This is a genomic window from Nocardiopsis rhodophaea (assembly GCF_039530945.1).
GTDB classification, from domain to species: Bacteria; Actinomycetota; Actinomycetes; order Streptosporangiales; family Streptosporangiaceae; genus Nocardiopsis_C; species Nocardiopsis_C rhodophaea.
Genome location: NZ_BAAAPC010000007.1, coordinates 84,232 through 108,449, shown reverse-complemented (window position 1 = coordinate 108,449; position 24,218 = coordinate 84,232). Strand labels below are relative to the sequence as shown.

The window sequence follows — 24,218 nt, the reverse complement described above, 5'->3', positions numbered from 1 at the left end:
CCCCGGAAACCCGGGGGAAAGCCGCGGGAGCGTGCCCCTTTAGCTCAGTCGGCAGAGCGTCTCCATGGTAAGGAGAAGGTCTACGGTTCGATTCCGTAAAGGGGCTCCACCACTTGTTTGAGCTTCCGGTCCACTCAGGTGGGTGGCCGGCGGAATCTCATTCGCCGGTCGAGCCGAGCCTCCGGTATCCTTTCACTGCGGATCCGGGGCGCCCGGGTATCCAGGCGGAGTAGCTCAGTCGGTAGAGCAAGCGGCTCATAATCGCTGTGTCGTCGGTTCAAGTCCGGCCTCCGCTACCACCTGCGAGACCCCTGTCCCCGTGTCAGGGGTCAGCGCGGGTCTTTTGCAGTGTGCTGCGTTAGCAGTTAGTTGTCAGTTTGGATTCCAGCGAGAAAGGCACTCCGACGTGGCTGCCACCGCCGATGTGAGGCCGAAGATCACCCTGGCCTGCCAGGAGTGCAAGCACCGTAACTACATCACGCGCAAGAACCGTCGGAACAACCCCGACCGTCTTTCGCTGAAGAAGTTCTGCCCGAACTGCCGGCAGCACTCCGAGCACCGCGAGACCCGCTAGTCCCGCCCGCGCAGCGGAAGCGCCGCGCGCCCCGGACCCAACTGCCCCGCGGGATCGCCTCTCCCGCCCCGGCCGCGTCCGCCAGTGACGGTCCGCCCGGGCGCGATGGCCGGATCAGCGGCGGTTCTACGGCGATATACGCGCAGATAGCCCAGTGAGCGTCGCAGCTCACTGGGCTATTAGTGTTAAGGGGGCCCGCATAGCCGGACGCGGCCCATCATCGGCTTTGAGAGGGAGTCCATTGGCGATCAACCGCGACTGTGTGGGACGGGAGTACCGGGCGGCACAGAGCTACGAGGTCACCCGCGGCAAGATCCGGGAGTTCGCCGACGCCATCCAGGACACGAACCCCCTCTACACGGACATCGAGGCGGCCAAGGCCGCCGGTTATCCCGACGTCATCGCCCCGCCGACCTTTCCCATCATCCTCGGCATGGACGCCGCCTCCCAGGCCGCCGTCGATCCCGAGCTGGGCCTCGACTTCTCCCTGGTCGTCCACGGGCAGCAGACCTTCCGCTACAGCCGTCCCCTGCTGGCCGGCGACGTCGTCGACACCGTGACGCGGATCGCCGAGATCAAGAACCTCGGTGCCACCGAGATGGTCACACTGGAGAGCGAGATCTCCAGCATCGAGGGCGAGCACGTCGTGACGTCCGTGAACATGCTCGTGGTGCGCGGCGAGGCCGCCACGGACCAGAAGTAGCACAGCAGGGAGCACACCATGGCCGCCAACGTCCGCTACGCCGATGTCGAGGTCGGTACCGAGCTGCCCGAGCAGGTCTACCCGGTCCGCCGCCTCGACCTGGTCCGCTACGCCGGGGCCTCCGGCGACTTCAACCCGATCCACTGGAACGAGCGCGTCGCCAAGTCCGTGGGCCTGCCTAACGTCATCGCGCACGGCATGTTCACGATGGCCGAGGCCGGTCGGCTGGTCACCGACTGGGTCGGCGACCCCGGCGCCCTCGTCGAGTACGGTGTGAAGTTCTCCGCGCCCGTCGTGGTGCCCGATGACGACGAGGGCGCCGAGCTGACCGTCAGCGGCGTCGTCAAGGAGAAACGCGACGACAACCAGGTCGTGATCGCCCTTACCGCCCGCTCCGGCGGCGCCAAGGTGCTGGTCCGCGCCAACGCCGTCGTCCGGCTCGCCTGAGGCGGCCCTCCTCGACCGCGGGCCGAGCCCGATGCCATCGTCCGCCCCCGCTCCCGGCGCACGCGGCCGCACACCCGCGGCCGCGGCCGCGGAGCCGCAACCGTTCCCCGTCCCACAGAGGTAGCACGTGTCCGTTCACACCGAGTCCGACGTTCGGCTGGCCGACTACACCACCCTCGGCCTCGGCGGCCCCGCCGGGCGGTTCGTCACCGCCCGCGACACCGCCGAGCTGGTGGACGCCGTGACCGCCGCCGACGCCGCCGGTGAGCCGCTGCTCGTCCTGGGCGGCGGCAGCAACCTCGTCATCGCCGACGCCGGGTTCGCCGGGACGGTGATCCACGTGGACTCGCAGGGCGTCACGGTGGAGCCGGGCAGCCGGGACGACACCGTGCGACTGCGCGCCGACGCCGGGGTGGAGTGGGATCCCCTCGTCGAACAGACCGTCGCCGAAGGGCTCAGCGGGATCGAGTGCCTTTCCGGTATCCCCGGGCGGGTCGGCTCCACCCCCATCCAGAACGTCGGCGCCTACGGCCAGGACGTCAGCCAGACCATCACCGAGGTGCTGGTGTGGGACCGGCACACCGGCGAGCGTCGCGTGATGGACAACACCGCCTGCGGCTTCACCTATCGCGACAGCGTCTTCAAGGGCAGCGACCGCTACGTCGTGTGCGAGGTCGTGTTCGAACTCACCCGCTCCGACCTGAGCCGCCCCATCCGCTACGCCGAGGTTGCCCGCACCATGGGTGTCGAAGCGGGAGACCAGGTGCCGCTGGCCGAGGCGCGGAGCACGGTCCTGGCGCTCCGCAAGGGCAAGGGCATGGTGATCGACCCCGCCGACCCCGACACGCGCAGCGCCGGGTCCTTCTTCACCAACCCCATCCTCGACGCCCAGGCGTTCACCGAGTTCACCAAGCGCGTCGCCGAGCGGCTCGGCCCGGACACCGCGGCGCCGGCCCACCCCGCTGGCGACGGCAGAATGAAGCTCTCCGCGGCCTGGCTGATCGACCGGTCCGGCTTCCACAAGGGCTACGGCTTGGGCCCCGCCCGGATCTCCTCCAAGCACACGCTCGCGCTGACCAACCCCGGCGGCGCCACCACCGAGGACCTGCTGCGGCTGGCCCGCGAGGTGCGCGGCGGGGTGGCCGAGGCGTTCGGTGTGGCGCTGGTCAACGAGCCCGTGCTGATCGGAGTCCGGCTTTAGGCGCCAGGAGCCTGTGTTTTCGGGGCGCCGAACTCGGAAATTCGGCCTTCTTCAGGAATGGATTGGCCATTCCCAGAAATTGCAATTCCCTTTATTGGCGTATAAAGTCCGATTCGTCGAAGGGGAGTAGTCCCTAATCCATGCGATCGACACACTGGCCGACGACATCGGCCCGGTCGCATGAGCCTCCACCTCCACAGGCGGACGAGACCTTCGGTCCGGAACTGCGTTCCGGGTCGAAGCGAGCCGTCCGTTTTCCGCTTCCGCCCGGTGCGCCGCAGCGCGACGTGGAAAGGGAAGCGGGACGATCATGGAGTTCGCCACCGCACTGGCGGTTGGAACCGGGGCGATTTTCATCGCGGAAATGGGGGACAAGACCCAGCTCGTCGCGATGTCCCTCGCCACGCGCTACCGGGCGTGGACCGTGCTGCTCGGCATCACCGTCGCGACCGTCGCGGTCCACGGTCTCAGCGTCCTCATCGGGGAAGTGCTCGGCCTGGCCATCCCCACCCACTGGGTCACGCTGATCGCCGGAGCCTCCTTCATCCTCTTCGGCCTGTGGACGCTGCGCGGCGACGACCTCACCCCCAAGGACGAGGAGCGCGCGGCATCGCGGCGCATCCCCTCAGCGCTCATCACCGTCGTCGTGGTGTTCTTCGCCGCCGAACTCGGCGACAAGACGATGCTCGCCACGATCGCCGTCGGCACCCAGTACCACTGGCTCCCCGTGTGGATCGGCTCCACACTCGGCATGGTCGCCGCCGACGCCATCGCGATCGGACTCGGCGCGGTGCTCGGCAAGAAACTCCCCGAACGCGCCATCCAGGTGGGCGCCGCGGTGCTGTTCTTCCTCGCCGGAGGCGGCATGCTGCTGGAAGCGCTGCGCACGCTCGCCCTCTGACTCCCGACCTCCGATGATCTCGGCGATATCGACGGGATTCCCGCTAAAATTCGGTCGATATCGCCGAGAACAACGGGGTTACTGGGGCGGAGGCGTCGCCAGCCAGGCGTCCACGCCGTCCAGCAGCTCCTTCTTCAGGGCGTCGGGCGCGGCCGAGCCCCGGATGGACATCCGCGCCAACTCGGCCAGCTCGGGGTCGGAGAAGCCGAACACGGTGCGCGCGATCTCGTACTGCTCGGCGAGCCGGGGGCCGAACAGGAGGGGGTCGTCGGCACCGAGCGCGATCGGGGCACCCGCGTCGAACAGCCACCGCAGCGGCACGTGCTCGATCTCCTCGAACACCCCCAGGGCGTCGTTGGAGGTCGGGCAGACCTCCAACGTGACCTCCTGGGTGGCGATCCGCTCCACAAGGTAGGGGTCCTCGACCGCGCGGACGCCGTGGCCGATCCTGTCGGCGGCGAGCTCGTCCAGGCACTCTCGGACGCTGCGCGCCCCGGCCAGCTCCCCGCCGTGCGGGGCGGACAGCAGACCGGCGCGCCGGGCGATCCGGAACGCGCCCTCGAACTCCAGGGCCCGGCCGCGCCGCTCGTCGTTGTTGAGCCCGAACGACACCACACCCCGGCCGCTGTACTGGGCGGCCAGCCGCGCGAGCGCCTTCGCGTCCAGGGGGTGCTTGGTGCGGTTGGCCGCCACCATGATCCCGATGCCGACGCCCGTCTCCCGTTCCGCCACGCGCGCGGCGTCCAGGATCAGCTCCAGGGTGGCGGTGAGGCCGTCGAAGCGGGCCGCGTACCCGCTGGGGTCCACCTGGATCTCCAGCCACCCCGAACCGGCCGCACGCTCGTCCTCGGCGGCCTCGCGCAGAAGCCGGTACATGTCGTCGGGTCGGCGCAGCACCGACCGGGCGATGTCGTAGAGGCGCTGAAACCGGAACCAGCCGCGCTCATCGGTCGCCCGCAGCCGCGGCGGCCACTCCTCGACCAGCGCCTGCGGGAGATGGACCCCGCGCTCCGGGGCCATGTCCACCAGCGTCGAATGGCGCATGGAGCCGGTGAAGTGGAGGTGCAGGTGGGCCTTGGGTAGCTGGGTGATCGGGCGTGCCATGCAACCAGGGTGCCGCACGACGGCCGGCGCCGTCACAAGGTCCCCCAGGAAAAGGATCGCTCGCCAGCGGGACCGACCGCCGGGGCGGCGGGCGGACGCACGCGGGCCCTGGAACCCGCGGGTTCCAGGGCCCGGGAAGAGGGGAGGAGCAGGCCGCGGTTGCCGCTACTCCGCTTCGCTCAGCAGCTTCTGGATGCGGCCGACGCCCTCGGCCAGGTCGCTGTCGCCGAGCGCGTAGGACAGTCGCAGGTAGCCCGGGGTGCCGAACGCTTCACCCGGAACGACGGCCACCTCGGCCTGCTCAAGGATCAGCTCGGCGAGCTCGGTGGAGGTCTGCGGGCGCTTACCGCGGATCTCCTTGCCGAGCGCCCCCTTGACCGACGGGTAGGCGTAGAACGCGCCCTGCGGCTCAGGGCACAGCACGCCCGGGATCTCGTTGAGCATCCGGACGATGGTGCGGCGGCGCCGGTCGAACGCGGCGCGCATCTCGGCGACCGCGTCCAGCGGGCCGGAGACGGCGGCCAGCGCGGCGGCCTGCGAGACGTTGGCGACGTTGGAGGTGGCGTGCGACTGCAGGTTGCTCGCGGCCTTCACGACGTCCTTGGGGCCGATGACCCAGCCGACCCGCCAGCCGGTCATCGCGTAGGTCTTGGCGACGCCGTTGACGATGATGGTGCGGTCGAGCAGCTCGGGAACCTCGACCGGCATGGAGCTGAACTTCGCGTCGCCGTAGACGAGGTGCTCGTAGATCTCGTCGGTCAGCACCCACAGCCCGTTGTGGGCCGCCCACTGGCCGATCTCCCGGACCTGGTCCGGCGTGTAGACCGCGCCGGTCGGGTTGGACGGGGAGACGAACACCAGCACCTTGGTGCGCTCGGTGCGCGCGGCCTCCAGCTGCTCGACGGTGGCCAGGTAGCCGGTGGACTCGTCGGTGACCACATAGCGCGGCACGCCCCCGGCCAGCTTGATCGACTCCGGGTAGGTCGTCCAGTACGGAGCGATGACGATGACCTCGTCGCCCGGATCGAGCAGTGTGGCGAACGCCTCGTAGATGGCCTGCTTGCCGCCGTTGGTCACCAGGACCTGCGCCGGGTCGACCTTGAGACCGGAATCACGCAGGGTCTTGGCGGCCAGCGCCTCCTTGAGCTCCGGCAGGCCCCCCGCCGGGGTGTAGCGGTGGAACCGCGGTTCGCGGCACGCCTTGGCGGCCGCCTCCACGATGTAGTCGGGGGTGGGGAAGTCGGGCTCCCCGGCGCCGAATCCGATGACGGGGCGCCCGGCCGCCTTCATGGCCTTGGCCTTGGCGTCAACGGCCAGGGTCGCCGACTCGGAGATGCCGCCGATGCGTTCGGAAATACGAGGTCGGTCAGTCATGTATCCCATGCTTGCATGAGGTGCCGGGTGGTTTCCCGGAAGGTGGGGACTACCGGCCCCCGAGCGCCGGGTTGGTCTTGGGTCGCCGATGGGCATAGACTCTGGCAACCGATGGTCGCCACGGAGGCGGGACGCGTCGTGCGATTCACTGTGCCCCGTCCTCGTTGTTGCGGCTATCGTGGGAACGCGGCTATCTTGGCCAGGCAGCCGAGAAATGCGGTACCCGAAGGGCAGTGGCTCAATTGGAAGAGCACCGGTCTCCAAAACCGGCGGTTGGGGGTTCGAGTCCCTCCTGCCCTGCAAATAGCTCCTCACGGCGGCGTCTCGCGGGCGAGCGCGCCGGGATCTCCGCCACAAGCGGGAGATTCACGCCGAGAATGGTGCCGGACGGACCGACGACTCCTAAGGACTTCAGGTGACACAGACTGACGCCGACGCGAAGCCCGAAAAGGAGCGCAAGCGTCGTACGGGTCCGTTGACCTTCAGCAAGCAGGTCGTCGGCGAACTTCGCAAGGTTCGCTGGCCTACACGCCGCGAGCTCATCACCTACACGATCGTCGTCATCGTGTTCGTCCTCATCCTGGTCGGGTACGTCTCTCTGCTCGACTTCGGTTTCGGTGAAGCCGTCACCTGGCTCTACAGCACGTTCGGCAGCCCGGAGGCCTGATCCGGGCCCCACAATCCGGGGCTGATACGCGGCACGGCGCGCTCGCTGTGTCCGGCCTGGTCCCATCCCGGCCGATGAGACCGTAAGCTGGCAGAAACCGGCACCGGCGCTACCGATGGATGCGCCGATCCGCGAGCGCCTAACCGACGAGAGAAAGAGCAGCCGTGTCCGAGTCCCCACTGACCTCTGACGACCTCCCCGCTGAGGAAACTGATCAGTCGTCGGAGGAAGCGACCGGTCAGCACGCCGAGCAGGTGGAGCCCGAGGCGTCCGACGCCGGTGCGACCGGCGACGCCGCCGACACCATCGAGGGCGACGCCGCCGACGACGGTGACGAGGCCGTCGACGGTGAGGCGGGGGAGGCCGCTGCGCCCGAGCTGCCCAAGCTCGACCCCGTCGAGGAGTTCAAGATGGAACTCCGGCTGCTTCCTGGCGACTGGTACGTCGTGCACACCTATGCCGGTTACGAGAACCGGGTGAAGGCCAACGTCGAGAGCCGCACCCAGTCGCTCAACATGGAGGACTACATCTTCCAGGTCGAGGTGCCCACCCAGGAGGTCACCGAGGTCAAGAGCGGCAAGCGGCAGCAGGTCACCGAGAAGGTGCTGCCCGGCTACGTCCTGGTCCGGATGGAGCTCACCGACGAATCCTGGTCGGCGATCCGCAACACCCCGGGCGTTACGGGCTTCGTTGGCCTGTCCAACAAGCCGGCCCCGCTGAGCCTGCAGGAGGTCGCCGACCTCCTCGCGCCCGAGCCAGAGGAGGAGCCGGAGGAGACCAAGAAGGAGAAGCCCGAGGTCCGCTCGGACGTCGCCTACGAGGTCGGCGAGTCGGTCACCGTCATGGAGGGCCCCTTCGCCACGCTTCCGGCGACTGTGAGCGAGATCAACCCCGACACCCAGAAGCTCAAGGTGCTGGTGTCGATCTTCGGTCGCGAGACCCCGGTCGAGCTCGCCTTCAACCAGGTCTCCAAGATCTGACCCGTCTCCGCGCGCCGCGGGGCTTCCGATAGCCCGCTGGAGACCTCCCGCGGCGCGGCCATCGTCCGATGGCGCGTAGACTTGATGGGTCCGCCCTGCTGGGGTGGGCCCGTCGTGCCCCGCTCACGCGGGGCATTATTCGCGCTCCGCCCTGGGCCTGGCAGGGGCGCGCTACTCCACGCGGGTGATGGTGTTCGTCCGGCGCGGTTCGTGCGACCGCCCGGCCCACCATCCGCGCACCCCGCTGCTTCGCGTAAGCGGCGCGGATCGGCCCAGGCAAACACAGCAGATTAGGCAAAGGACCCGAAATGCCTCCGAAGAAAAAGGTTGCGGCCCTCGTCAAGGTTCAGCTTCCCGCTGGCCAGGCCACGCCGGCTCCGCCCGTCGGTACCGCTCTCGGTCCGCACGGCGTCAACATCATGGACTTCTGCAAGCAGTACAACGCTGCGACGGAAGCCCAGCGCGGCAGCGTCATCCCCGTTGAGATCACCATCTTCGAGGACCGCTCCTTCACCTTCATCACCAAGACGCCGCCGGCTCCGAAGCTGATCCTCAAGGCCGCCGGTATCGACAAGGGCGCCACGGACCCGAGCCGCACCACGGCCGGTTCCATCAGCCAGGACCAGGTCCGGGAGATCGCGCAGACCAAGCTGCCCGACCTCAACACCGACGACCTGGACAAGGCCGAGAAGATCGTGTCGGGCACGGCCCGCTCCATGGGCATCGTGATCAAGTAGCCCGTCCGGCGTCCCTCATACATCCGTGGCAGGGTCAGGCGCTGGCCCAGGACCACACGTCTCACAGGAGATTTTCGTGAAGCGCAGCAAGAACCACCGCAAGAGCAGTGAGCTGATCGACCGCAACAAGGTCTACGCTCCGGCCGACGCGGTGAAGCTGGCCAAGGAGACCAGCACCGTCAAGTTCGACGCGACCGTCGAGGTCGCCCTGCGCCTGGGTGTCGACCCGCGCAAGGCGGACCAGATGGTCCGCGGCACCGTCAACCTGCCGCACGGCACCGGCAAGACCGCTCGGGTCCTGGTCTTCGCCACCGGTGATCGGGCGGAGGCGGCGCGCGCCGCGGGCGCCGACTACGTCGGCGACGACGACCTCGTCCAGGAGATCCAGAACGGCTTCCTCGACTTCGACGCGGTCGTCGCCACCCCGGACCTCATGGGCAAGGTCGGCCGCCTCGGCCGCGTGCTCGGTCCGCGGGGCCTGATGCCGAACCCGAAGACCGGCACCGTCACCCCGGACGTGGCCAAGGCCGTGACCGACATCAAGGGCGGCAAGATCGAGTTCCGCGTGGACCGCCACGGGAACCTGCACTTCATCGTCGGCAAGCTCTCGTTCGACGACCAGAAGCTGGTCGAGAACTACAACGCGGCGCTCGACGAGGTGCAGCGCCTCAAGCCGTCCGCCGCGAAGGGCCGTTACATCAAGAAGGCCACCCTGACCACCACCATGGGCCCGGGCATCCCGCTCGAGGTCTGATCGCGTCAGGGGCACGCACAGCGAACAGCGGCGGGCGGGGTTTTCCCCGGCCGCCGCTGCTGTGTCGAGGGGCGCGGTCATGTCCGTGCCGACCGGACCGCACTCCGTCTGCCCCGCCCGCCCCTCCGGTCTCGCGCGCCACCGAAGGGGCGGAAGAAGCGGGTCAGGCCTGCATCTCACCGATCTGGTCATCGGCGGGGATGTCGAAGGAGACCTCGCCGATCTCGGAGAACTCCATCTCCATGTCGACCTCGTCGTCCTTCAGGGTGATGCGGTGCGGGACGCTGTCCTCGTCGGCCCACACGTTGAACACGAGTTCGCCCTCGATGTCCCCGTCGAAGAGCTCCTTGAGGGTCTCGCGCTGGTCGGCGTCCTCGGTGGCGTCGATGGACTCCTGGGTCAGCGAGCCGGTGAACTTGGTGGTCTCCTGTCCGTTGACCTCCTCGGTCCCGGAGTCCTTCACGTCCTCGACACCGGCCAGGGCCTCGGTGAGCTCGACGAAGTCGTCGATTTCGAAGTCCGGCATGTCCTCCCGGGACTCGGTGGTCGAGCGCACCCAGGGGGCGTCCCCGTGGAGCCCGTGGTCGTTCTTCACGTAGATGTCGTCGCCCACGTAGACCAGGGTGGTGCGGGTCAGGGCGTCGAGGCCGCCCGGGGGCTCCTGCCCGCCCATGGCCTCCACCATGGCGGCGGCGAACTCCTCGCCGAGGTCGACCTCCATGCGTGTCGCCTCCGGATCGTCCATGACCTGGTACGAGAAGGACGGGTGGAAGGTGCCGATGTCCTCGTCCTCCATGGTCATCTCGACGTCGACCCGGTAGTTGTCGAGTTCGGCCGTCTTCTCGCCGAACAGCGAGAAGATGTCGCCGGGTTTCTTGTCCGCCGCGGACTCCTGCTGCGGTTCGGCCTCGTGCGTCTTCTCGGGGGTGTCCTCGGCGGCACCGCCGCCGCATGCGGAGGTGACAAGGGCGAGGCCGCCAGCGGCGACCAGAGCGGGGATACGGGATCGCACTGCGTTGTTCGGCTTTCTCTCGGATGTAGGGGAAACCCATGAGCGGGGAACATGGGGCCGCAGGGACGCGGCATACCCCATGATTCCACCTAAGTGTGTCGAAACGGACGCATAGCCCGGCTTGTCCGCGAGCTGAGACCGGAGTGCGACCGAGCCGCTGTCGAATCGTCCTGCGGCGCGGAGTCGGCGTCCGCCGCGCCACCGGCCCCGGCTCCGTTCGCCGCACCGCCGGTCATCGGTTAGCATGGGGAACTGCCGAAGACCGCCGGTCGTCACCCAACGGGTGACCTAAGGTCCCACGTGAAGTGGGCGGCCTGCGCAGGTGTGCTGAGAGCTGTGGTGATCCCTGTCCCATGCGGACGGCTGTGTCCGTCCGCGGGCCGTCGAGGATTCCCCCGCCCCGTGCGCCTGCGCCGGGGCTTTTTTCATGCCCTCGCCCGCTATCACCTGGTCCCTTGGGAACCACCGGCGTTCACTGTTGGAAGGAGTCCCATGGCGAGGCCGGATAAGGCAGCCGCGGTCGCCGAGCTCACGGAGGAGTTCCGTGACTCGCAGGGCGCTGTGCTTGCCGAGTACCGGGGGCTCACTGTGGCGCAGCTCAGCGAGCTGCGTCGTAGCCTCGGCCAGAACGCGCGCTTCCGCGTCGTGAAGAACACGCTGACCAAGATCGCCGCCAATGAGGCTGGTCTTGGCGAGCAGGTCGGCGACCTGTTCGAGGGTCCCTCCGCCATCGCCTTCGTCCACGGTGACGTGGTCGAGGCCGCCAAGGGACTGCGTGACTTCGCGAAGGCGAACAAGCCGCTGGTGATCAAGGGCGCCGTCATCGACGGTAAGGCGATGTCGCCCGACGAGATCAACAAGCTGGCCGATCTTGAGTCCCGCGAGGTCATCCTCGCGAAGCTGGCCGGCGCGCTCAAGGCCAAGCAGGGCCAGGCCGCCGCCGTGTTCCAGGCTCTGCCGTCGAAGACCGTGCGGCTCGCTCAGGCGCTGCACGACAAGCGTACGGACGAGGCCTAAGAAACCCACGACCCTTGTCGGCGCGTCCGCGCCGATACGGCAAGGCTCGGCACGGCGTCGCCGGACGCGCGTGTTGCTAGAGAAAGAGAGATCGCAATCATGGCGAAGCTCAGCACCGAAGAGCTGCTGGAGCAGTTCGAGGGGATGACCCTTCTCGAGCTGGCCGACTTCGTGAAGCAGTTCGAGGAGAAGTTCGACGTCACCGCCGCCGCCCCGGCCGCGGCCGTTGTCGCCGCCCCCGCCGCCGGTGGTGGCGAGGCCGCCGCTGAGGAGGAGAAGGACGAGTTCGACGTCGTCCTTGAGTCCGCTGGCGACAAGAAGATCCAGGTCATCAAGGAGGTCCGTGGCCTCACGAGCCTCGGCCTGAAGGAGGCCAAGGACCTGGTCGACAACGCCCCGAAGCCGCTGCTTGAGGGCGTCAACAAGGAGAACGCCGAGAAGGCCAAGGCCGCCCTTGAGGGCGCCGGCGCCACGGTCACCCTCAAGTAGTCCAGCAGGACTGCGCCGCTGTTTCGCACAGCATCCTCCAGGGCGGTCCCCCTCCGCGGGGTGACCGCCCTTCGCTGTATCCCGCTGTCCTCCGTGACGTCCCCGACATCCATCCGCGCGGTGGGCGCCCGCCCTTTTTGGGCGGCGCCCCGTGTACGACCTGTACGTCCAGCTTGGCGCCGGCGCCTCCGAGCCGGGCACCCCGGTGTCCGGATCCGGTCGGGCCGGACCGAATGCCACCGAAGCGGTTGGGTTCCGGGCGTGCCGCGTCGCCGTGCGGGTGGAGCCGATGGGGCGTGGGGAAAGGTCCTGCGCCGTTTCGTGTCTCCGCGTGACTCCGCCATGACCGACTGATCGCGTTTGGCCCGTGTCTCCGATGTCCGGGATACTGGGAACGGTGGCGACCGGATGGCACCTGGACCTACAGGTCCTTCCCGGTTGTCCGGTCGTTCACACCCCCGGTGGCCTGTGGGACCTCTCACGGCGCCGACAGGCCCCTCCAAGCGGCCTCCGGGCTTGACGGATTCGTCGGTTGGGGCGATGCTGCGTGGTGTCGTGAATGACTCCGGGGGCCACGGTTGGACAGCGGTGTAGTATTCGGCTACACTGCCCTTTTGCGCTGCCCTTTGACGATCCGTGTGCCGGTGTCCGTGCGTTGTGTCCGATTCTTCGTGATCTCGGCGTTGCTCGTACGTGCTCCAGACCGGAGCCTCCGACTTCGACGGTACTCCGACACCTAGGGTCGTCCGGCGTGCGCGCGCATCAACCGCCACAAGCCTTCGGAAGGACCCCTGTTGGCAGCCTCGCGCAACGCCTCCGCTAACGCCCTTGGTCCGAACCGCGTTTCTTTCGCTCGCATTCAGGAACCACTCGAGGTCCCGAACCTTCTCGCCCTGCAGACCGACTCGTTCGACTGGCTGCTCGGCAACGAGAAGTGGCGTGCCCGAGTGGAGGCGGCCCGTAACGTCGGCCGTAAGGACGTTCCGGAGCAGTCCGGTCTCGAAGAGATCTTCGAGGAGATCAGTCCCATCGAGGACTTCTCGGGCACGATGTCGCTCTCGTTCCGCGACCATCGGTTCGAGCCGCCCAAGTACTCCGAAGAGGAGTGCAAGGACAAGGACATGACCTACTCCGCCCCGATGTTCGTCACGGCGGAGTTCATCAACAACGACACCGGTGAGATCAAGAGCCAGACGGTGTTCATGGGCGACTTCCCGCTCATGACCGTCAAGGGCACCTTCATCATCAACGGCACCGAGCGTGTCGTCGTGTCGCAGCTGGTCCGTTCGCCGGGCGTGTACTTCGATCGCCAGATCGACAAGTCCTCCGACAAGGACCTGTACGGATGCAAGGTCATCCCGTCGCGGGGCGCCTGGCTGGAGTTCGAGGTCGACAAGCGCGACTTCGTCGGTGTCCGCATCGACCGCAAGCGCAAGCAGGGCGTCACCGTCCTGCTCAAGGCGCTGGGGTGGACCACCGACCAGATCCTGGAGCGCTTCGGCCACTACGAGTCCATCCGCAACACGCTGGAGAAGGACCCCACCGCGGGTACCGACGACGCGCTGCTGGACATCTACCGCAAGCTGCGTCCGGGTGAGCCGCCCACGAAGGAGTCGGCCCAGGCGCTGCTGGAGAACCTGTACTTCAACCCCAAGCGCTACGACCTCGCCAAGGTCGGCCGGTACAAGATCAACAAGAAGCTCGGGGTCGATGCCGAGTACACCCAGGGCACGCTGACCGAAGACGACATCGTCGCCACCATCGACTACCTCGTCCGGCTGCACGCCGGTGAGGAGGAGCTGGAGACCGCCAACGGCTCCCTCCCGATCGAGACCGACGACATCGACCACTTCGGCAACCGCCGCCTGCGCACCGTCGGCGAGCTCATCCAGAACCAGGTCCGGCTGGGCCTGGCCCGCATGGAGCGCGTCGTCCGGGAGCGCATGACCACCCAGGACGTCGAGGCCATCACGCCGCAGACCCTGATCAACATCCGGCCGGTCGTCGCCTCCATCAAGGAGTTCTTCGGCACCAGCCAGCTGTCGCAGTTCATGGACCAGACCAACCCGCTGGCGGGTCTGACCCACAAGCGCCGCCTGTCGGCGCTGGGTCCGGGCGGTCTGTCCCGCGAACGCGCCGGCTTCGAGGTGCGCGACGTCCACCCGTCGCACTACGGCCGCATGTGCCCGATCGAGACGCCGGAAGGCCCGAACATCGGTCTGATCGGCTCGCTGGCCGGGTACGGCCGGGTCAACTCCTTCGGCTTCGTGGAGACCCCGTACCGCAAGGTGGTCGACGGCCGCCTGACCGACGAGGTCGTCTACCTGACCGCCGACGAAGAGGACCGTTTCGTCATCGCGCAGGCCAACACCCCGGTCAGCGCCGACGGCAACTTCGAGACCAACCGTGTCCTGGTCCGCCGTAAGGGCGGGGAGTTCGAGCTCGCCTCCGTGGACGAGGTCGACTACATGGACGTCTCGCCGCGCCAGATGGTGTCGGTCGCGACCTCCATGATCCCGTTCCTGGAGCACGACGACGCCAACCGCGCGCTCATGGGCTCCAACATGCAGCGCCAGGCGGTGCCGCTGCTGCGCGCCGAGGCCCCGGTCGTGGGTACCGGCATGGAGTACCGTGCCGCCACCGACGCCGGCGAGGTCGTCCTGGCGGAGAGCGCCGGTGTCGTCGAGGACGTCACCGCCGACTACGTCACCGTCATGGCCGATGACGGCTCGCGCAAGACCTACCGCCTGGGCAAGTTCCGCCGCAGCAACCAGGGCACCTGCTTCAACCAGCGCCCCATCGTCATCGAGGGGCAGCGGGTCGAGGAGCGCCAGGTGCTCGCCGACGGCCCCTCCACCGACCAGGGGGAGATGTCGCTCGGTAAGAACCTGCTCGTGGCCTACATGTCCTGGGAGGGCCACAACTACGAGGACGCGATCATCCTCTCCCAGCGCCTGGTGCAGGACGACGTCCTGTCCTCGATCCACATCGAGGAGCACGAGGTCGACGCCCGCGACACCAAGCTGGGCCCGGAGGAGATCACCCGCGAGATCCCCAACGTCAGCGACGAGGTCCTGGCCGACCTCGACGACCGCGGCATCATCCGCATCGGTGCCGAGGTCGTTGACGGCGACATCCTCGTCGGCAAGGTCACGCCCAAGGGTGAGACCGAGCTGACCCCGGAGGAGCGGCTGCTGCGCGCCATCTTCGGTGAGAAGGCGCGCGAGGTGCGCGACACCTCCCTGAAGGTTCCGCACGGTGAGTCCGGCAAGGTCATCGGCGTGCGCGTCTTCAGCCGCGACGAGGGCGACGAGCTGCCGCCCGGCGTCAACGAGCTGGTGCGCGTCTACGTCGCGCAGAAGCGCAAGATCACCGACGGCGACAAGCTCGCCGGCCGCCACGGCAACAAGGGCGTCATCGCCAAGATCCTCCCGCAGGAGGACATGCCGTTCATGGCCGACGGGACGCCGGTCGACATCATCCTCAACCCGCTGGGCGTTCCCGGTCGTATGAACGTCGGGCAGGTGCTGGAGGTCCACCTCGGCTGGCTGGCCAAGAACGGCTGGGAGGTCGACGGCGAGGACGAACCGTGGAAGCGCGCGCTTCGCGAGATCGGCGTCGAGTCCGCCGTGCCCGGCACCAAGGTCGCCACACCGGTGTTCGACGGTGTGCGCGAGGACGAGATCGGCGGCATGCTGGCCTCCACCCTCCCCAACGCGGACGGTGAGCGCCTGATCGGCCCGGACGGCAAGACCACGCTGTACGACGGGCGTACCGGCGAGCCGTTCGCCCAGCCGATCTCCGTCGGCTACAAGTACATCCTCAAGCTGCACCACCTGGTCGACGACAAGATCCACGCGCGCTCCACCGGCCCGTACTCCATGATCACCCAGCAGCCGCTGGGCGGTAAGGCGCAGTTCGGTGGCCAGCGCTTCGGCGAGATGGAGGTCTGGGCGCTGGAGGCCTACGGCGCCGCCTACGCCCTGCAGGAGCTGCTCACGATCAAGTCGGACGACGTCCTGGGCCGCGTGAAGGTCTACGAGGCGATCGTCAAGGGCGAGAACATCCCCGAACCGGGCATCCCTGAATCCTTCAAGGTGCTCATCAAGGAGATGCAGTCGCTCTGTCTGAACGTGGAGGTGCTGTCCAGTGACGGTATGTCCATCGAGATGCGGGACACAGATGAGGACGTCTTCCGTGCAGCGGAAGAACTGGGGATCGACCTTGGTCGGCGCGAGCCGAGCAGTGTCGAAGAGGTCTAACTTCCGCGATCTTCAAGAGCAGGGGACGAAATAAGTGCTCGACGTCAATTTCTTCGACGAGCTGCGCATTGGCCTCGCGACCGCCGACGACATCCGCCAGTGGTCGCACGGCGAGGTCAAGAAGCCGGAAACCATCAACTACCGAACCCTGAAGCCGGAGAAGGACGGACTCTTCTGCGAGAAGATCTTCGGTCCCACTCGCGACTGGGAGTGCTACTGCGGTAAGTACAAGCGGGTCCGCTTCAAGGGCATCATCTGTGAGCGCTGCGGGGTCGAGGTCACCCGGGCGAAGGTCCGTCGTGAGCGCATGGGCCACATCGAGCTCGCCGCTCCGGTGACCCACATCTGGTACTTCAAGGGCGTGCCCAGCCGCCTGGGGTACCTGCTCGACCTTGCCCCGAAGGATCTCGAAAAGATCATCTACTTCGCGGCCTACATGGTCACCTGGGTCGACACCGAGGCGCGTGAGCGCGACATGCAGTCGCTCGAAGCGCACATCTCGGTGGAGCGCCAGCACCTCGAACAGCGGCGGGACTCCTCGGTCGAGGAGCGCCACCGCAAGCTTGAGGCCGACCTCGCCGAGCTGGAGGAGCAGGGCGCCAAGGGCGACGCGCGCCGCAAGGTGCGCGAGTCCGCCGAGCGCGAGATGCGGCAGATCCGCGAGCGCGTGCAGCGCGAGATCGACCGCCTCGAAGAGGTCTGGAACCGCTTCAAGAACCTCAAGGTCCAGGACCTTGAGGGCGACGAGATGCTCTACCGCGAGATGCGGGACCGCTTCGGGAAGTACTTCCGCGGCGGCATGGGCGCCCAGGCCATCCAGGAGCGCCTGGCCAACTTCGACCTCGACGCCGAGGCCGAGAAGCTGCGCGAGACCATCCGCAGCGGCAAGGGCCAGAAGAAGGCCCGCGCCCTGAAGCGGCTCAAGGTCGTCGCGGCGTTCCTCAACACCCGGAACAGCCCGATGGGCATGGTCCTGGACTGCGTCCCGGTCATCCCGCCGGACCTGCGTCCGATGGTGCAGCTCGACGGTGGCCGCTTCGCGACCTCCGACCTCAACGACCTGTACCGCCGGGTGATCAACCGGAACAACCGCCTCAAGCGGCTGCTCGACCTCGGTGCGCCCGAGATCATCGTCAACAACGAGAAGCGGATGCTGCAGGAGGCCGTCGACGCGCTGTTCGACAACGGCCGCCGCGGCCGACCGGTCACCGGTCCGGGCAACCGTCCGCTGAAGTCGCTGTCCGACATGCTCAAGGGCAAGCAGGGCCGGTTCCGCCAGAACCTGCTCGGCAAGCGCGTCGACTACTCGGGCCGGTCGGTCATCGTCGTCGGCCCGACCCTGAAGCTGCACCAGTGCGGTCTGCCCAAGCAGATGGCCCTGGAGCTGTTCAAGCCGTTCGTGATGAAGCGCCTGGTCGACCTGAACCACGCGCAGAACATCAAGAGCGCCAAGCGGATGGTCGAGCGCTCCCGCCCCGTGGTGTGGGACGTCCTCGAAGAGGTCATCACCGAGCACCCGGTGCTGCTCAACCGTGCGCCCACCCTGCACCGCCTGGGCATTCAGGCCTTCGAACCGCAGCTGGTCGAGGGCAAGGCCATCCAGATCCACCCGCTCGTCTGCACCGCGTTCAACGCGGACTTCGACGGTGACCAGATGGCCGTGCACCTGCCTCTGTCTGCGGAGGCCCAGGCTGAGGCGCGCCTGCTCATGCTGGCGACCAACAACATCCTCAAGCCGTCCGACGGCAAGCCGGTCACCATGCCGACGCAGGACATGATCATCGGCCTCTACTACCTGACCACTCTCAAGGAGAATGCGAAGGGCGAGGGCCGCTCGTTCCGCACGCCGGCCGAGGCGATCATGGCCTACGACAACGGCGAGCTCGACCTGCAGGCCAAGATCGTGCTCCGGATCGACGGCGACGTCCCGCCGCCGCGCGACTGGGAGGAGCCGGAGGGCCGCGAGCCCGGAGAGTCCTACCTGCTGGAGACCACGCTCGGGCGGTACCTCTTCAACGAGACCACGCCGCTCGACTACCCGTACGTCAACCACCAGATGGGCAAGAAGCAGATCTCGGTCCTGGTCAACGACCTGGCCGAGGGCTACGACAAGGTCCAGGTCGCCACGACGCTCGACGCCCTGAAGGACGCCGGGTACCACTGGGCGACACGCTCGGGCCTGACCATCGGTATCGGCGACGTCCTGGCGCCTCCCGGCAAGCAGGAGATCCTGGACGGCTACGAGAACCAGGCCGACAAGATCCAGCGGGAGTACGACCGCGGTCTGATCACCGACGATGAGCGCCGTCAGGAGCTCACCGAGATCTGGACCAAGGCCACCAACGAGGTCGCCCAGGTCATGGAGGACAACTTCCCCGTCGACAACCCGGTGTGGATGATGGTCCAGTCCGGGGCCCGTGGTAACCCGATGCAGGTCCGGCAGATCGCCGGTATCCGTGGCCTGGTGTCCAACACCAGGGGTGAGACCATCCCGCGTCCGATCAAGTCCTCCTACCGCGAGGGCCTGTCCGTGCTGGAGTACTTCATCTCCACGCACGGTCAGCGGAAGGGTCTGGCCGACACCGCGCTCCGGACCGCTGACTCCGGGTACCTCACCCGGCGTTTGGTGGACGTCGCCCAGGACGTCATCGTCCGCGAGGTCGACTGCGGCACGGATCGCTCGCTGTGGCAGGAGATCGGTGAGAAGAACGCCGCCGGCGTCGTCGTGCGCAAGCACAACGTCGAGAACACCGGTTTCGGCCGCACGCTCGCCGAGGACGTCGTGGTCAACGGCGAGATCATCGTGCCCGCGGGTGGCGATACCTCCGAGTCCAACATCGACAAGCTGGTCGCGGCCGGTGTCGAGCGGGTGCGCGTCCGCAGCTCGCTGACCTGTGAGGCCAAGATCGGCGTCTGCTCGACCTGCTACGGCCGCTCCATGGCGACCGGCAAGGCCGTCGACGTCGGTGAGGCCATCGGCATCATCGCCGCGCAGTCCATTGGTGAGCCGGGTACCCAGCTGACCATGCGGACCTTCCACATGGGTGGTTCCGCCGGTGCGGACATCACCCACGGTCTGCCCCGTGTCCAGGAGCTCTTCGAGGCCCGTATCCCCAAGGGTGTGGCCCCGATCGCCGAGCTGCCGGGCCGGATCCGGATCGACGACACCGAGAAGAGCCGGAAGATCGTCCTGATCCCGGACGACGGCTCCGACGAGATCGCCTACCCGGTGCCCATGCGGGCCCAGCTGATGGTGAGCGACGGCGACCAGGTCACCGTCGGCCAGCAGCTGATCGCGGGTGCGATCAACCCGCACGAGGTGCTCCGCATCCAGGGTCCGCGCGCGGTGCAGCAGCACCTCGTGTCGGAGGTCCAGGAGGTCTACAAGTCGCAGGGTGTCTCGATTCACGACAAGCACATCGAGATCATCGTGCGGCAGATGCTCAAGCGGGTGAACATCCTGGAGTCGGGCGACACCTCGCTGCTGCCCGGCGAGATGGTGGAGCGTCCGAAGTTCGAGGCGATCAACCGCGAGGTCGTGGCCGAAGGCGGCCAGCCCGCGGCCGGTCGACCGGTTCTTCTGGGCATCACCAAGGCATCGCTGGCCACGGAGTCGTGGCTGTCGGCGGCCTCCTTCCAGGAGACCACTCGGGTGCTCACCGAGAACGCGATTCACGGCAAGAGCGACCCGCTGGTCGGTCTCAAGGAGAACGTCATCATCGGTAAGCTCATCCCGGCGGGTACCGGACTTCCGAAGTACCGCAATATCCGGGTGGAGCCGACCGAGGAGGCGAAGGCGTCGATGTACTCTGTCTCGGGCTACGACGAGCCCAGCGAGTACACCTTCGGTCAGGGATCCGGTGAGGCGGTTCCGCTGGAGGAGTACGACTTCGGCCCCTACAACAGGTGACGTCGAGGGACGACCGGTGAGATCGATTGATTGATCTGGCAGCGGCGGTAGTCCACTCCGGAAGGGGTGGAACTACCGCCGTTCGTCGTTCCCGGTCGGCATACTCGGATTCGGATGGGGACTCAAGCGCGCAGGCGCGGTCTGGAGAACGAACACAGTGACGGACAACGGGGGAGGGCGGTACGGGTCATCGGATAAGGAGCAGGAGCGGCAGAAGCCGGGCTCCTGGTTCACCCCGACTGGCGACCGGTACCGCACACAGGCGCATTACCAGGACCCCTACGCGGGGAACGACGAAGTCGACGGTGCGGCGGGCGACACCGCACCGGCACGCGACGCGGACAGCACGCCCGGCTCCTTCGGTGGGTTCCCGAACACCGGCGGCTACCCGGGGCTGAGCGGAACGCGCCCCGGGATGGCGGAGCCGTACCCCGCGGCTCTCGGCGGCCTGGGGGCGGACACGCGTGAGCCCGCGGGCGCCCAGACGCCGCAGAGCGAACCGCGGCCGGTGCCCGGGCAGGACCTCCCGGGGGGCCTGCCGCCGCTTCCCGGTACGCCTCGCTACCCCGGAGCCACCGGCGGGCAGCCGCCCGTCAGCGGACCAACGTCCGCTGACGGGCCGTCGTCCACCGGCGGCACCCCGGCGACGGGAGAGCAGCAGCCGCTGGGCGGCCAGCCGCCCGCGGGCGCGCCGACCTACGGCGACGATCGGCCCGGCACGCGGGAACCGGATACCGGGCCGATGCCGACCACCCCCCAGTACGATCTGGGCACCGGGTCGGCCCCGGCCTACGACCCCCGCACCGCACCCGGTCTTCCGCCCTACGCGCCCGGCACCCCCGCCCCCTACGCCGGGCCGGGGGAACCGGCGACCGGTTCCGTGCCGTCAGCGGCCCCCACCGGGGACGACACTGCCGGGGAGACGCCGGACCGCCCCACGCCGGGCGCCCCTGACCACGCTGCCCCATCGGCCCCCTCCACCGGGGAGAGTACCGAGGAGGCCCCCGTCGGTGGCGTCTACCGGGTGCCCACCGGTGCGCAGCCGGCGTGGACGCCCCAGGGCGACCTGCCGGACCTGCCGTTCAACGTTCCCGGCGGCTCGGGCGGCTACCCCGGGTTCGGATCGAGCGTGCGCCGTGAGCGTGCCGACACTCCGTTCGAGCCGGCCGGCGAGGAGGAGGCGCATCCCGCCTCCACCCCCGATCAGCAGGACGACCGAGGGGCGGACCGCGCTGCCTTCGGCCGGGAGCCCGGCCACGCGGCGGAGACCGCCTGGTCGGGATCGGTTCCGCGGGCACCTGTCCCGGAGCCGGCCCAGCCGGACGCTTCCTCCGCCCCACCGTTCGGCACCCCCGCCCTCGGCGCCGACAGCGACGTCCGCTACGAACCGGAGCAGGCGGACCACGCGAGCGACCCGACCCCCGCACCCCCCGCGACCCCCGCCGACGAAACGGACTTCGCCCCCTCCTCGGCCCCCACGGCCGTGCCCCCGTACGCGGACCAGCCTGAGCGGTGGTACCGCATTGACACGTCCGGGCCCCAGCCCGGCTACGGGTATGACGGACTCCCCGACGGCGGCACGCCGAGCATCCCCGGAAGCGGCCCGCAGGACACATTCGCGTCCCCGCGCGACGAGCTCGGCCGCCCCGCCTTCGGTGAACCCTTCGGCGCCCCGCGGGCGGCGACGACCGGCGGGTTCCCGGCGGTGCCGCCGGAACCGGCCGCACCGTCCGTCGGGGGCTACCCGGGCGATGGCACGGACCACGGCCGCCGCGACGCCCGGTGGGACGACCCCCTGAGCGCAGGCGGCTCCTGGACGCCGTCGGACGGTGCCGCCCCGGGGGGCGGCCGGGAGCGGTCCGCCGGATCGGCGGACGCGCCGCTGCCCACCGGCGAGTACACCGACGAGCTGTCCCGGCCCTATATGGGGCGGAAGGCCGCGAAGGAGCCTCCCGCCGGCACCTCCACCGGTCAGTGGGAGAGCCCGTGGGCCGCCACCGACGTTCCCCCACCGACTACCGGCCCGTTCGCGCGGATCGACCCGCTCGCTCCGCCGCCCGCCGAGAGCGAGACCGCGCGCGACGGAGCGGAGCCGCCGCAGGGCGCGGAGGCTCCCGGGGGCGGGACCCCCGCGCCCGGCGGATCGTCGTCGGAGCTGGGCGGCGACCTGGGCACGGGCAGCGGAAACACCTGGGCGTTCAGCAGGGACGATCCCCGCCTGCCCGATTCCGTGCGCGACGCCGCGCTCCAGGCCGAGCAGAGGCGGCGGGACGGTTCGCCCCAGCACACCACGCAGTTCTTCGCGGCCGAGTACGCCGGTCCACCGCCCGCGGACTCCGACCCGAGTGCGGAGGGTGCACCGGCGGGCGACGACCCGCTGGCGGCCATCGCCGCCCAGCAGGCGCAGGCACGCGCGCAGGAGACCGGGGCGCCCGGCTCCGACGAAGGGGCGCGCTTGGACGACTGGGGCGCGCGGCTGAGCCCGATGTCGTCGCCGCAGCGGGCGGTCGAGGACGAACTCGGCCCGGACCGGCGCGGCGAGGCCGAGTACGACCCGCGCGGCGACGCGTTCGGTCGCGGCTCCGGCGCCGACGACCCGCAGGCCTACGCCCCCGACGCGCGGTCCTACGCCGCCGAGCCGTGGGCACCGCGGCCCGACGACGCGTGGTCCGCTCCTGCACCGTCGGCACAGCACGCCTCGGAGAACTGGGCGGAGAAGACGAGCTACGCGGACGCGATGCAGGGAACGCAGGCGATGCCCGCGATCTCCGACGAGCTCGGCGCCTACACCAGCCGCCCCGCGGGGGACCGCCCCGCGGAGTACGGTGACGACGGCGGCCCCGACGACCGCTACGGATACGGCGACCCCTATGCCGAGGACGGGCGCGGCGGCTGGCCCGGTCACGACGGTGACGACCACAGGCCCGGCCCCGACCAGGGCTATGCCGACGATCGCGAACCGGACGCCTACGGCCACGACGCTCCCGACCACGATGGCCGCTTCGGCCCCGACGGCGGTGCCCCCTACGCTCCGGAGCCGGGGCACGGGGACCGGTACGACGGCGACCACGACGCGCACGGGGCCGAGGGCTACGACGGCGAGGTTGGCGCCGGGTACTACGACGACGAGGGATACGACGCCTACGCCGAGCCCGCACGCGGGGAACCGTCCCCGCGCGGGGGGCGGGGCCGCGGCGGCCGCGACCCCATCGCCGAGGACTTCCCCGGTTTCAGCGACGGCCCGGTCAGCGGCGGCGATCCCTACCCGGGGTACGACAACATCGACTACTGGCCGGAGACCGACTCCGGGGCCACCACCACGCTGTGGCTCGGCATTCTCGGGCTCGTGCCGGTGATCGGCCTGTTCACGGCGCTCGCGGCGTTCGTCACCGGGCCGAAGGCCAAGCGCAACATCCAGGCCTCCGACGGTGAGCTCGAAGGGCTGAACCTGGTGACCACCGGCACTATCCTCGCGGCGATCGGCATCGTGCTGTTCCTCGTCGAGGCCGCGACGGTCGTCATGATGTTCATTTGAGCGGAGGGGCCCGGACCCCGCGTTCGAGCGACGGCGCCCCGCCCACCCCGAGCGACACGGGGCCGGGCGGGGCGCCGTCGTCGTGATCGTCACCACGCATGCGGCCCTGATCACCGCTCCGTTTCCGGGCGACATGCCGAGGCCATGGGATCGGGGGCGCGTCGTGTTTCCCTGTGGTATAGAGATTCCGTACCGGGTGCGGCCGTCGGCCAACCCGACCACTGCTCTGACGGCGTACACTGGTAGTGGCCTACGGCAGCATGCGGCTCCGGAGTACGGGTACCGCGGGGCGCTGGTCTTTACGTTTTGACCAGGCAGAACCGATTCGGTACTCTCTAACTTCGTGCCCGTGAGTCAACGGGTCACACGTGTGTGCTTTTTCGCCGGTCCCGCATGCGGGCGGCGAGGAAGAGTGCCACGTGACACCTCCTCCCACGTGATTCGACCACCAGGTCGGGCGTATCGATATTCGCCATGCTTGGGGTAGAGCGCGACACGCCCGGATTCGGGGGTCGGGAGGAACGGGAAATTCAGCAGGTCAATAGCGATAT

The 24,218-nt window shown here is 68.8% G+C and carries 17 protein-coding genes and 3 tRNA genes; 17 read left to right on the top strand and 3 right to left on the bottom strand.

Going from position 1 to position 24,218, the window contains the following annotated elements:
- Window positions 1-33 precede the first annotated feature (33 nt).
- The 7 genes from ABD259_RS09765 (at window position 34) to ABD259_RS09735 (ending at window position 3,826) form a co-directional block, all read left to right on the top strand.
- Window positions 34-109, top strand: a tRNA-Thr gene (locus tag ABD259_RS09765).
- Window positions 110-223: 114 nt separating this feature from the next.
- Window positions 224-299: transfer RNA gene (locus ABD259_RS09760), tRNA-Met, on the top strand.
- A 107-nt stretch (window positions 300-406) separates the two neighbouring features.
- A complete protein-coding gene (gene rpmG, locus ABD259_RS09755) occupies window positions 407-574 on the top strand; it encodes a 50S ribosomal protein L33 (protein WP_017618621.1) in 168 nt (55 codons plus the stop codon).
- Window positions 575-815: 241 nt separating this feature from the next.
- The gene (locus tag ABD259_RS09750) at window positions 816-1,277 is read left to right on the top strand and encodes a MaoC family dehydratase N-terminal domain-containing protein (protein WP_344100459.1); all 462 of its coding nucleotides are present in this window, start codon (window positions 816-818) and stop codon (window positions 1,275-1,277) included.
- 18 nt (window positions 1,278-1,295) lie between these two features.
- Window positions 1,296-1,724: a MaoC/PaaZ C-terminal domain-containing protein gene (locus ABD259_RS09745; RefSeq protein ID WP_344100457.1), complete on the top strand. Its 429-nt coding sequence runs from the start codon at window positions 1,296-1,298 to the stop codon at window positions 1,722-1,724.
- Between the two features lie 127 nt (window positions 1,725-1,851).
- Complete coding sequence (locus ABD259_RS09740; protein WP_344100455.1) at window positions 1,852-2,925, top strand: UDP-N-acetylmuramate dehydrogenase; 1,074 nt, start codon at window positions 1,852-1,854, stop codon at window positions 2,923-2,925.
- A 310-nt stretch (window positions 2,926-3,235) separates the two neighbouring features.
- Window positions 3,236-3,826 carry a TMEM165/GDT1 family protein gene (locus ABD259_RS09735; RefSeq protein WP_344100453.1) on the top strand — a complete coding sequence of 197 codons (591 nt, stop codon included), beginning with the start codon at window positions 3,236-3,238 and terminating at the stop codon, window positions 3,824-3,826.
- Window positions 3,827-3,904: 78 nt separating this feature from the next.
- Here the strand turns inward: ABD259_RS09735 and ABD259_RS09730 are convergent, their stop codons facing one another.
- On the bottom strand, window positions 3,905-4,930 hold the full coding sequence (locus ABD259_RS09730; RefSeq protein WP_344161580.1) for an adenosine deaminase: 1,026 nt from the start codon (window positions 4,928-4,930) through the stop codon (window positions 3,905-3,907).
- Window positions 4,931-5,095: 165 nt separating this feature from the next.
- Complete coding sequence (locus ABD259_RS09725; protein ID WP_344161577.1) at window positions 5,096-6,304, bottom strand: pyridoxal phosphate-dependent aminotransferase; 1,209 nt, start codon at window positions 6,302-6,304, stop codon at window positions 5,096-5,098.
- A gap of 227 nt (window positions 6,305-6,531) precedes the next feature.
- On the opposite strand from ABD259_RS09725, the gene ABD259_RS09720 reads away from it, so the two are divergent.
- From ABD259_RS09720 to rplA, 5 genes are all read left to right on the top strand, one after another.
- A tRNA-Trp gene (locus tag ABD259_RS09720) sits at window positions 6,532-6,604 on the top strand.
- Window positions 6,605-6,719: 115 nt separating this feature from the next.
- On the top strand, window positions 6,720-6,971 hold the full coding sequence (gene secE, locus ABD259_RS09715) for a preprotein translocase subunit SecE (RefSeq protein WP_344100447.1): 252 nt from the start codon (window positions 6,720-6,722) through the stop codon (window positions 6,969-6,971).
- 164 nt (window positions 6,972-7,135) lie between these two features.
- Window positions 7,136-7,951, top strand: a complete 816-nt coding sequence (gene nusG, locus ABD259_RS09710; RefSeq protein WP_017618629.1) for a transcription termination/antitermination protein NusG — start codon at window positions 7,136-7,138, stop codon at window positions 7,949-7,951.
- Between the two features lie 308 nt (window positions 7,952-8,259).
- The gene (gene rplK, locus ABD259_RS09705) at window positions 8,260-8,688 is read left to right on the top strand and encodes a 50S ribosomal protein L11 (RefSeq protein ID WP_344100442.1); all 429 of its coding nucleotides are present in this window, start codon (window positions 8,260-8,262) and stop codon (window positions 8,686-8,688) included.
- Between the two features lie 76 nt (window positions 8,689-8,764).
- The gene (gene rplA, locus ABD259_RS09700) at window positions 8,765-9,442 is read left to right on the top strand and encodes a 50S ribosomal protein L1 (protein WP_344100441.1); all 678 of its coding nucleotides are present in this window, start codon (window positions 8,765-8,767) and stop codon (window positions 9,440-9,442) included.
- Window positions 9,443-9,605: 163 nt separating this feature from the next.
- On the opposite strand, the gene ABD259_RS09695 is transcribed toward rplA, so the two are convergent.
- A complete protein-coding gene (locus ABD259_RS09695) occupies window positions 9,606-10,454 on the bottom strand; it encodes an SCO4651 family lipoprotein (protein WP_344100439.1) in 849 nt (282 codons plus the stop codon).
- Window positions 10,455-10,946: 492 nt separating this feature from the next.
- Here ABD259_RS09695 and rplJ point away from each other — a divergent pair, with 492 nt between their 5' ends.
- The 5 genes from rplJ (at window position 10,947) to ABD259_RS09670 (ending at window position 23,667) form a co-directional block, all read left to right on the top strand.
- Entirely contained in the window at window positions 10,947-11,471 is a 525-nt protein-coding gene (gene rplJ / locus ABD259_RS09690) for a 50S ribosomal protein L10 (protein ID WP_344100437.1), read from the top strand.
- A gap of 99 nt (window positions 11,472-11,570) precedes the next feature.
- Complete coding sequence (gene rplL, locus ABD259_RS09685; protein ID WP_017621527.1) at window positions 11,571-11,960, top strand: 50S ribosomal protein L7/L12; 390 nt, start codon at window positions 11,571-11,573, stop codon at window positions 11,958-11,960.
- Window positions 11,961-12,754: 794 nt separating this feature from the next.
- Window positions 12,755-16,222 carry a DNA-directed RNA polymerase subunit beta gene (rpoB, locus tag ABD259_RS09680; RefSeq protein WP_344161575.1) on the top strand — a complete coding sequence of 1,156 codons (3,468 nt, stop codon included), beginning with the start codon at window positions 12,755-12,757 and terminating at the stop codon, window positions 16,220-16,222.
- A 34-nt stretch (window positions 16,223-16,256) separates the two neighbouring features.
- Entirely contained in the window at window positions 16,257-20,132 is a 3,876-nt protein-coding gene (locus tag ABD259_RS09675; protein WP_344100433.1) for a DNA-directed RNA polymerase subunit beta', read from the top strand.
- A 157-nt stretch (window positions 20,133-20,289) separates the two neighbouring features.
- A complete protein-coding gene (locus ABD259_RS09670; protein WP_344161573.1) occupies window positions 20,290-23,667 on the top strand; it encodes a hypothetical protein in 3,378 nt (1,125 codons plus the stop codon).
- The last annotated feature ends 551 nt before the right edge of the window (window positions 23,668-24,218 follow it).

Bases quoted from the DNA above. Each gene is read 5' to 3' on its own strand.
- ABD259_RS09745 (WP_344100457.1), top strand. From the start codon at position 1,296: ATGGCCGCCAACGTCCGCTACGCCGATGTCGAGGTCGGTACCGAGCTG.
- ABD259_RS09735 (WP_344100453.1), top strand. From the start codon at position 3,236: ATGGAGTTCGCCACCGCACTGGCGGTTGGAACCGGGGCGATTTTCATC.
- ABD259_RS09730 (WP_344161580.1), bottom strand. From the start codon at position 4,930: ATGGCACGCCCGATCACCCAGCTACCCAAGGCCCACCTGCACCTCCAC.
- ABD259_RS09725 (WP_344161577.1), bottom strand. From the start codon at position 6,304: ATGACTGACCGACCTCGTATTTCCGAACGCATCGGCGGCATCTCCGAG.
- rplK (WP_344100442.1), top strand. From the start codon at position 8,260: ATGCCTCCGAAGAAAAAGGTTGCGGCCCTCGTCAAGGTTCAGCTTCCC.
- rplJ (WP_344100437.1), top strand. From the start codon at position 10,947: ATGGCGAGGCCGGATAAGGCAGCCGCGGTCGCCGAGCTCACGGAGGAG.
- rplL (WP_017621527.1), top strand. From the start codon at position 11,571: ATGGCGAAGCTCAGCACCGAAGAGCTGCTGGAGCAGTTCGAGGGGATG.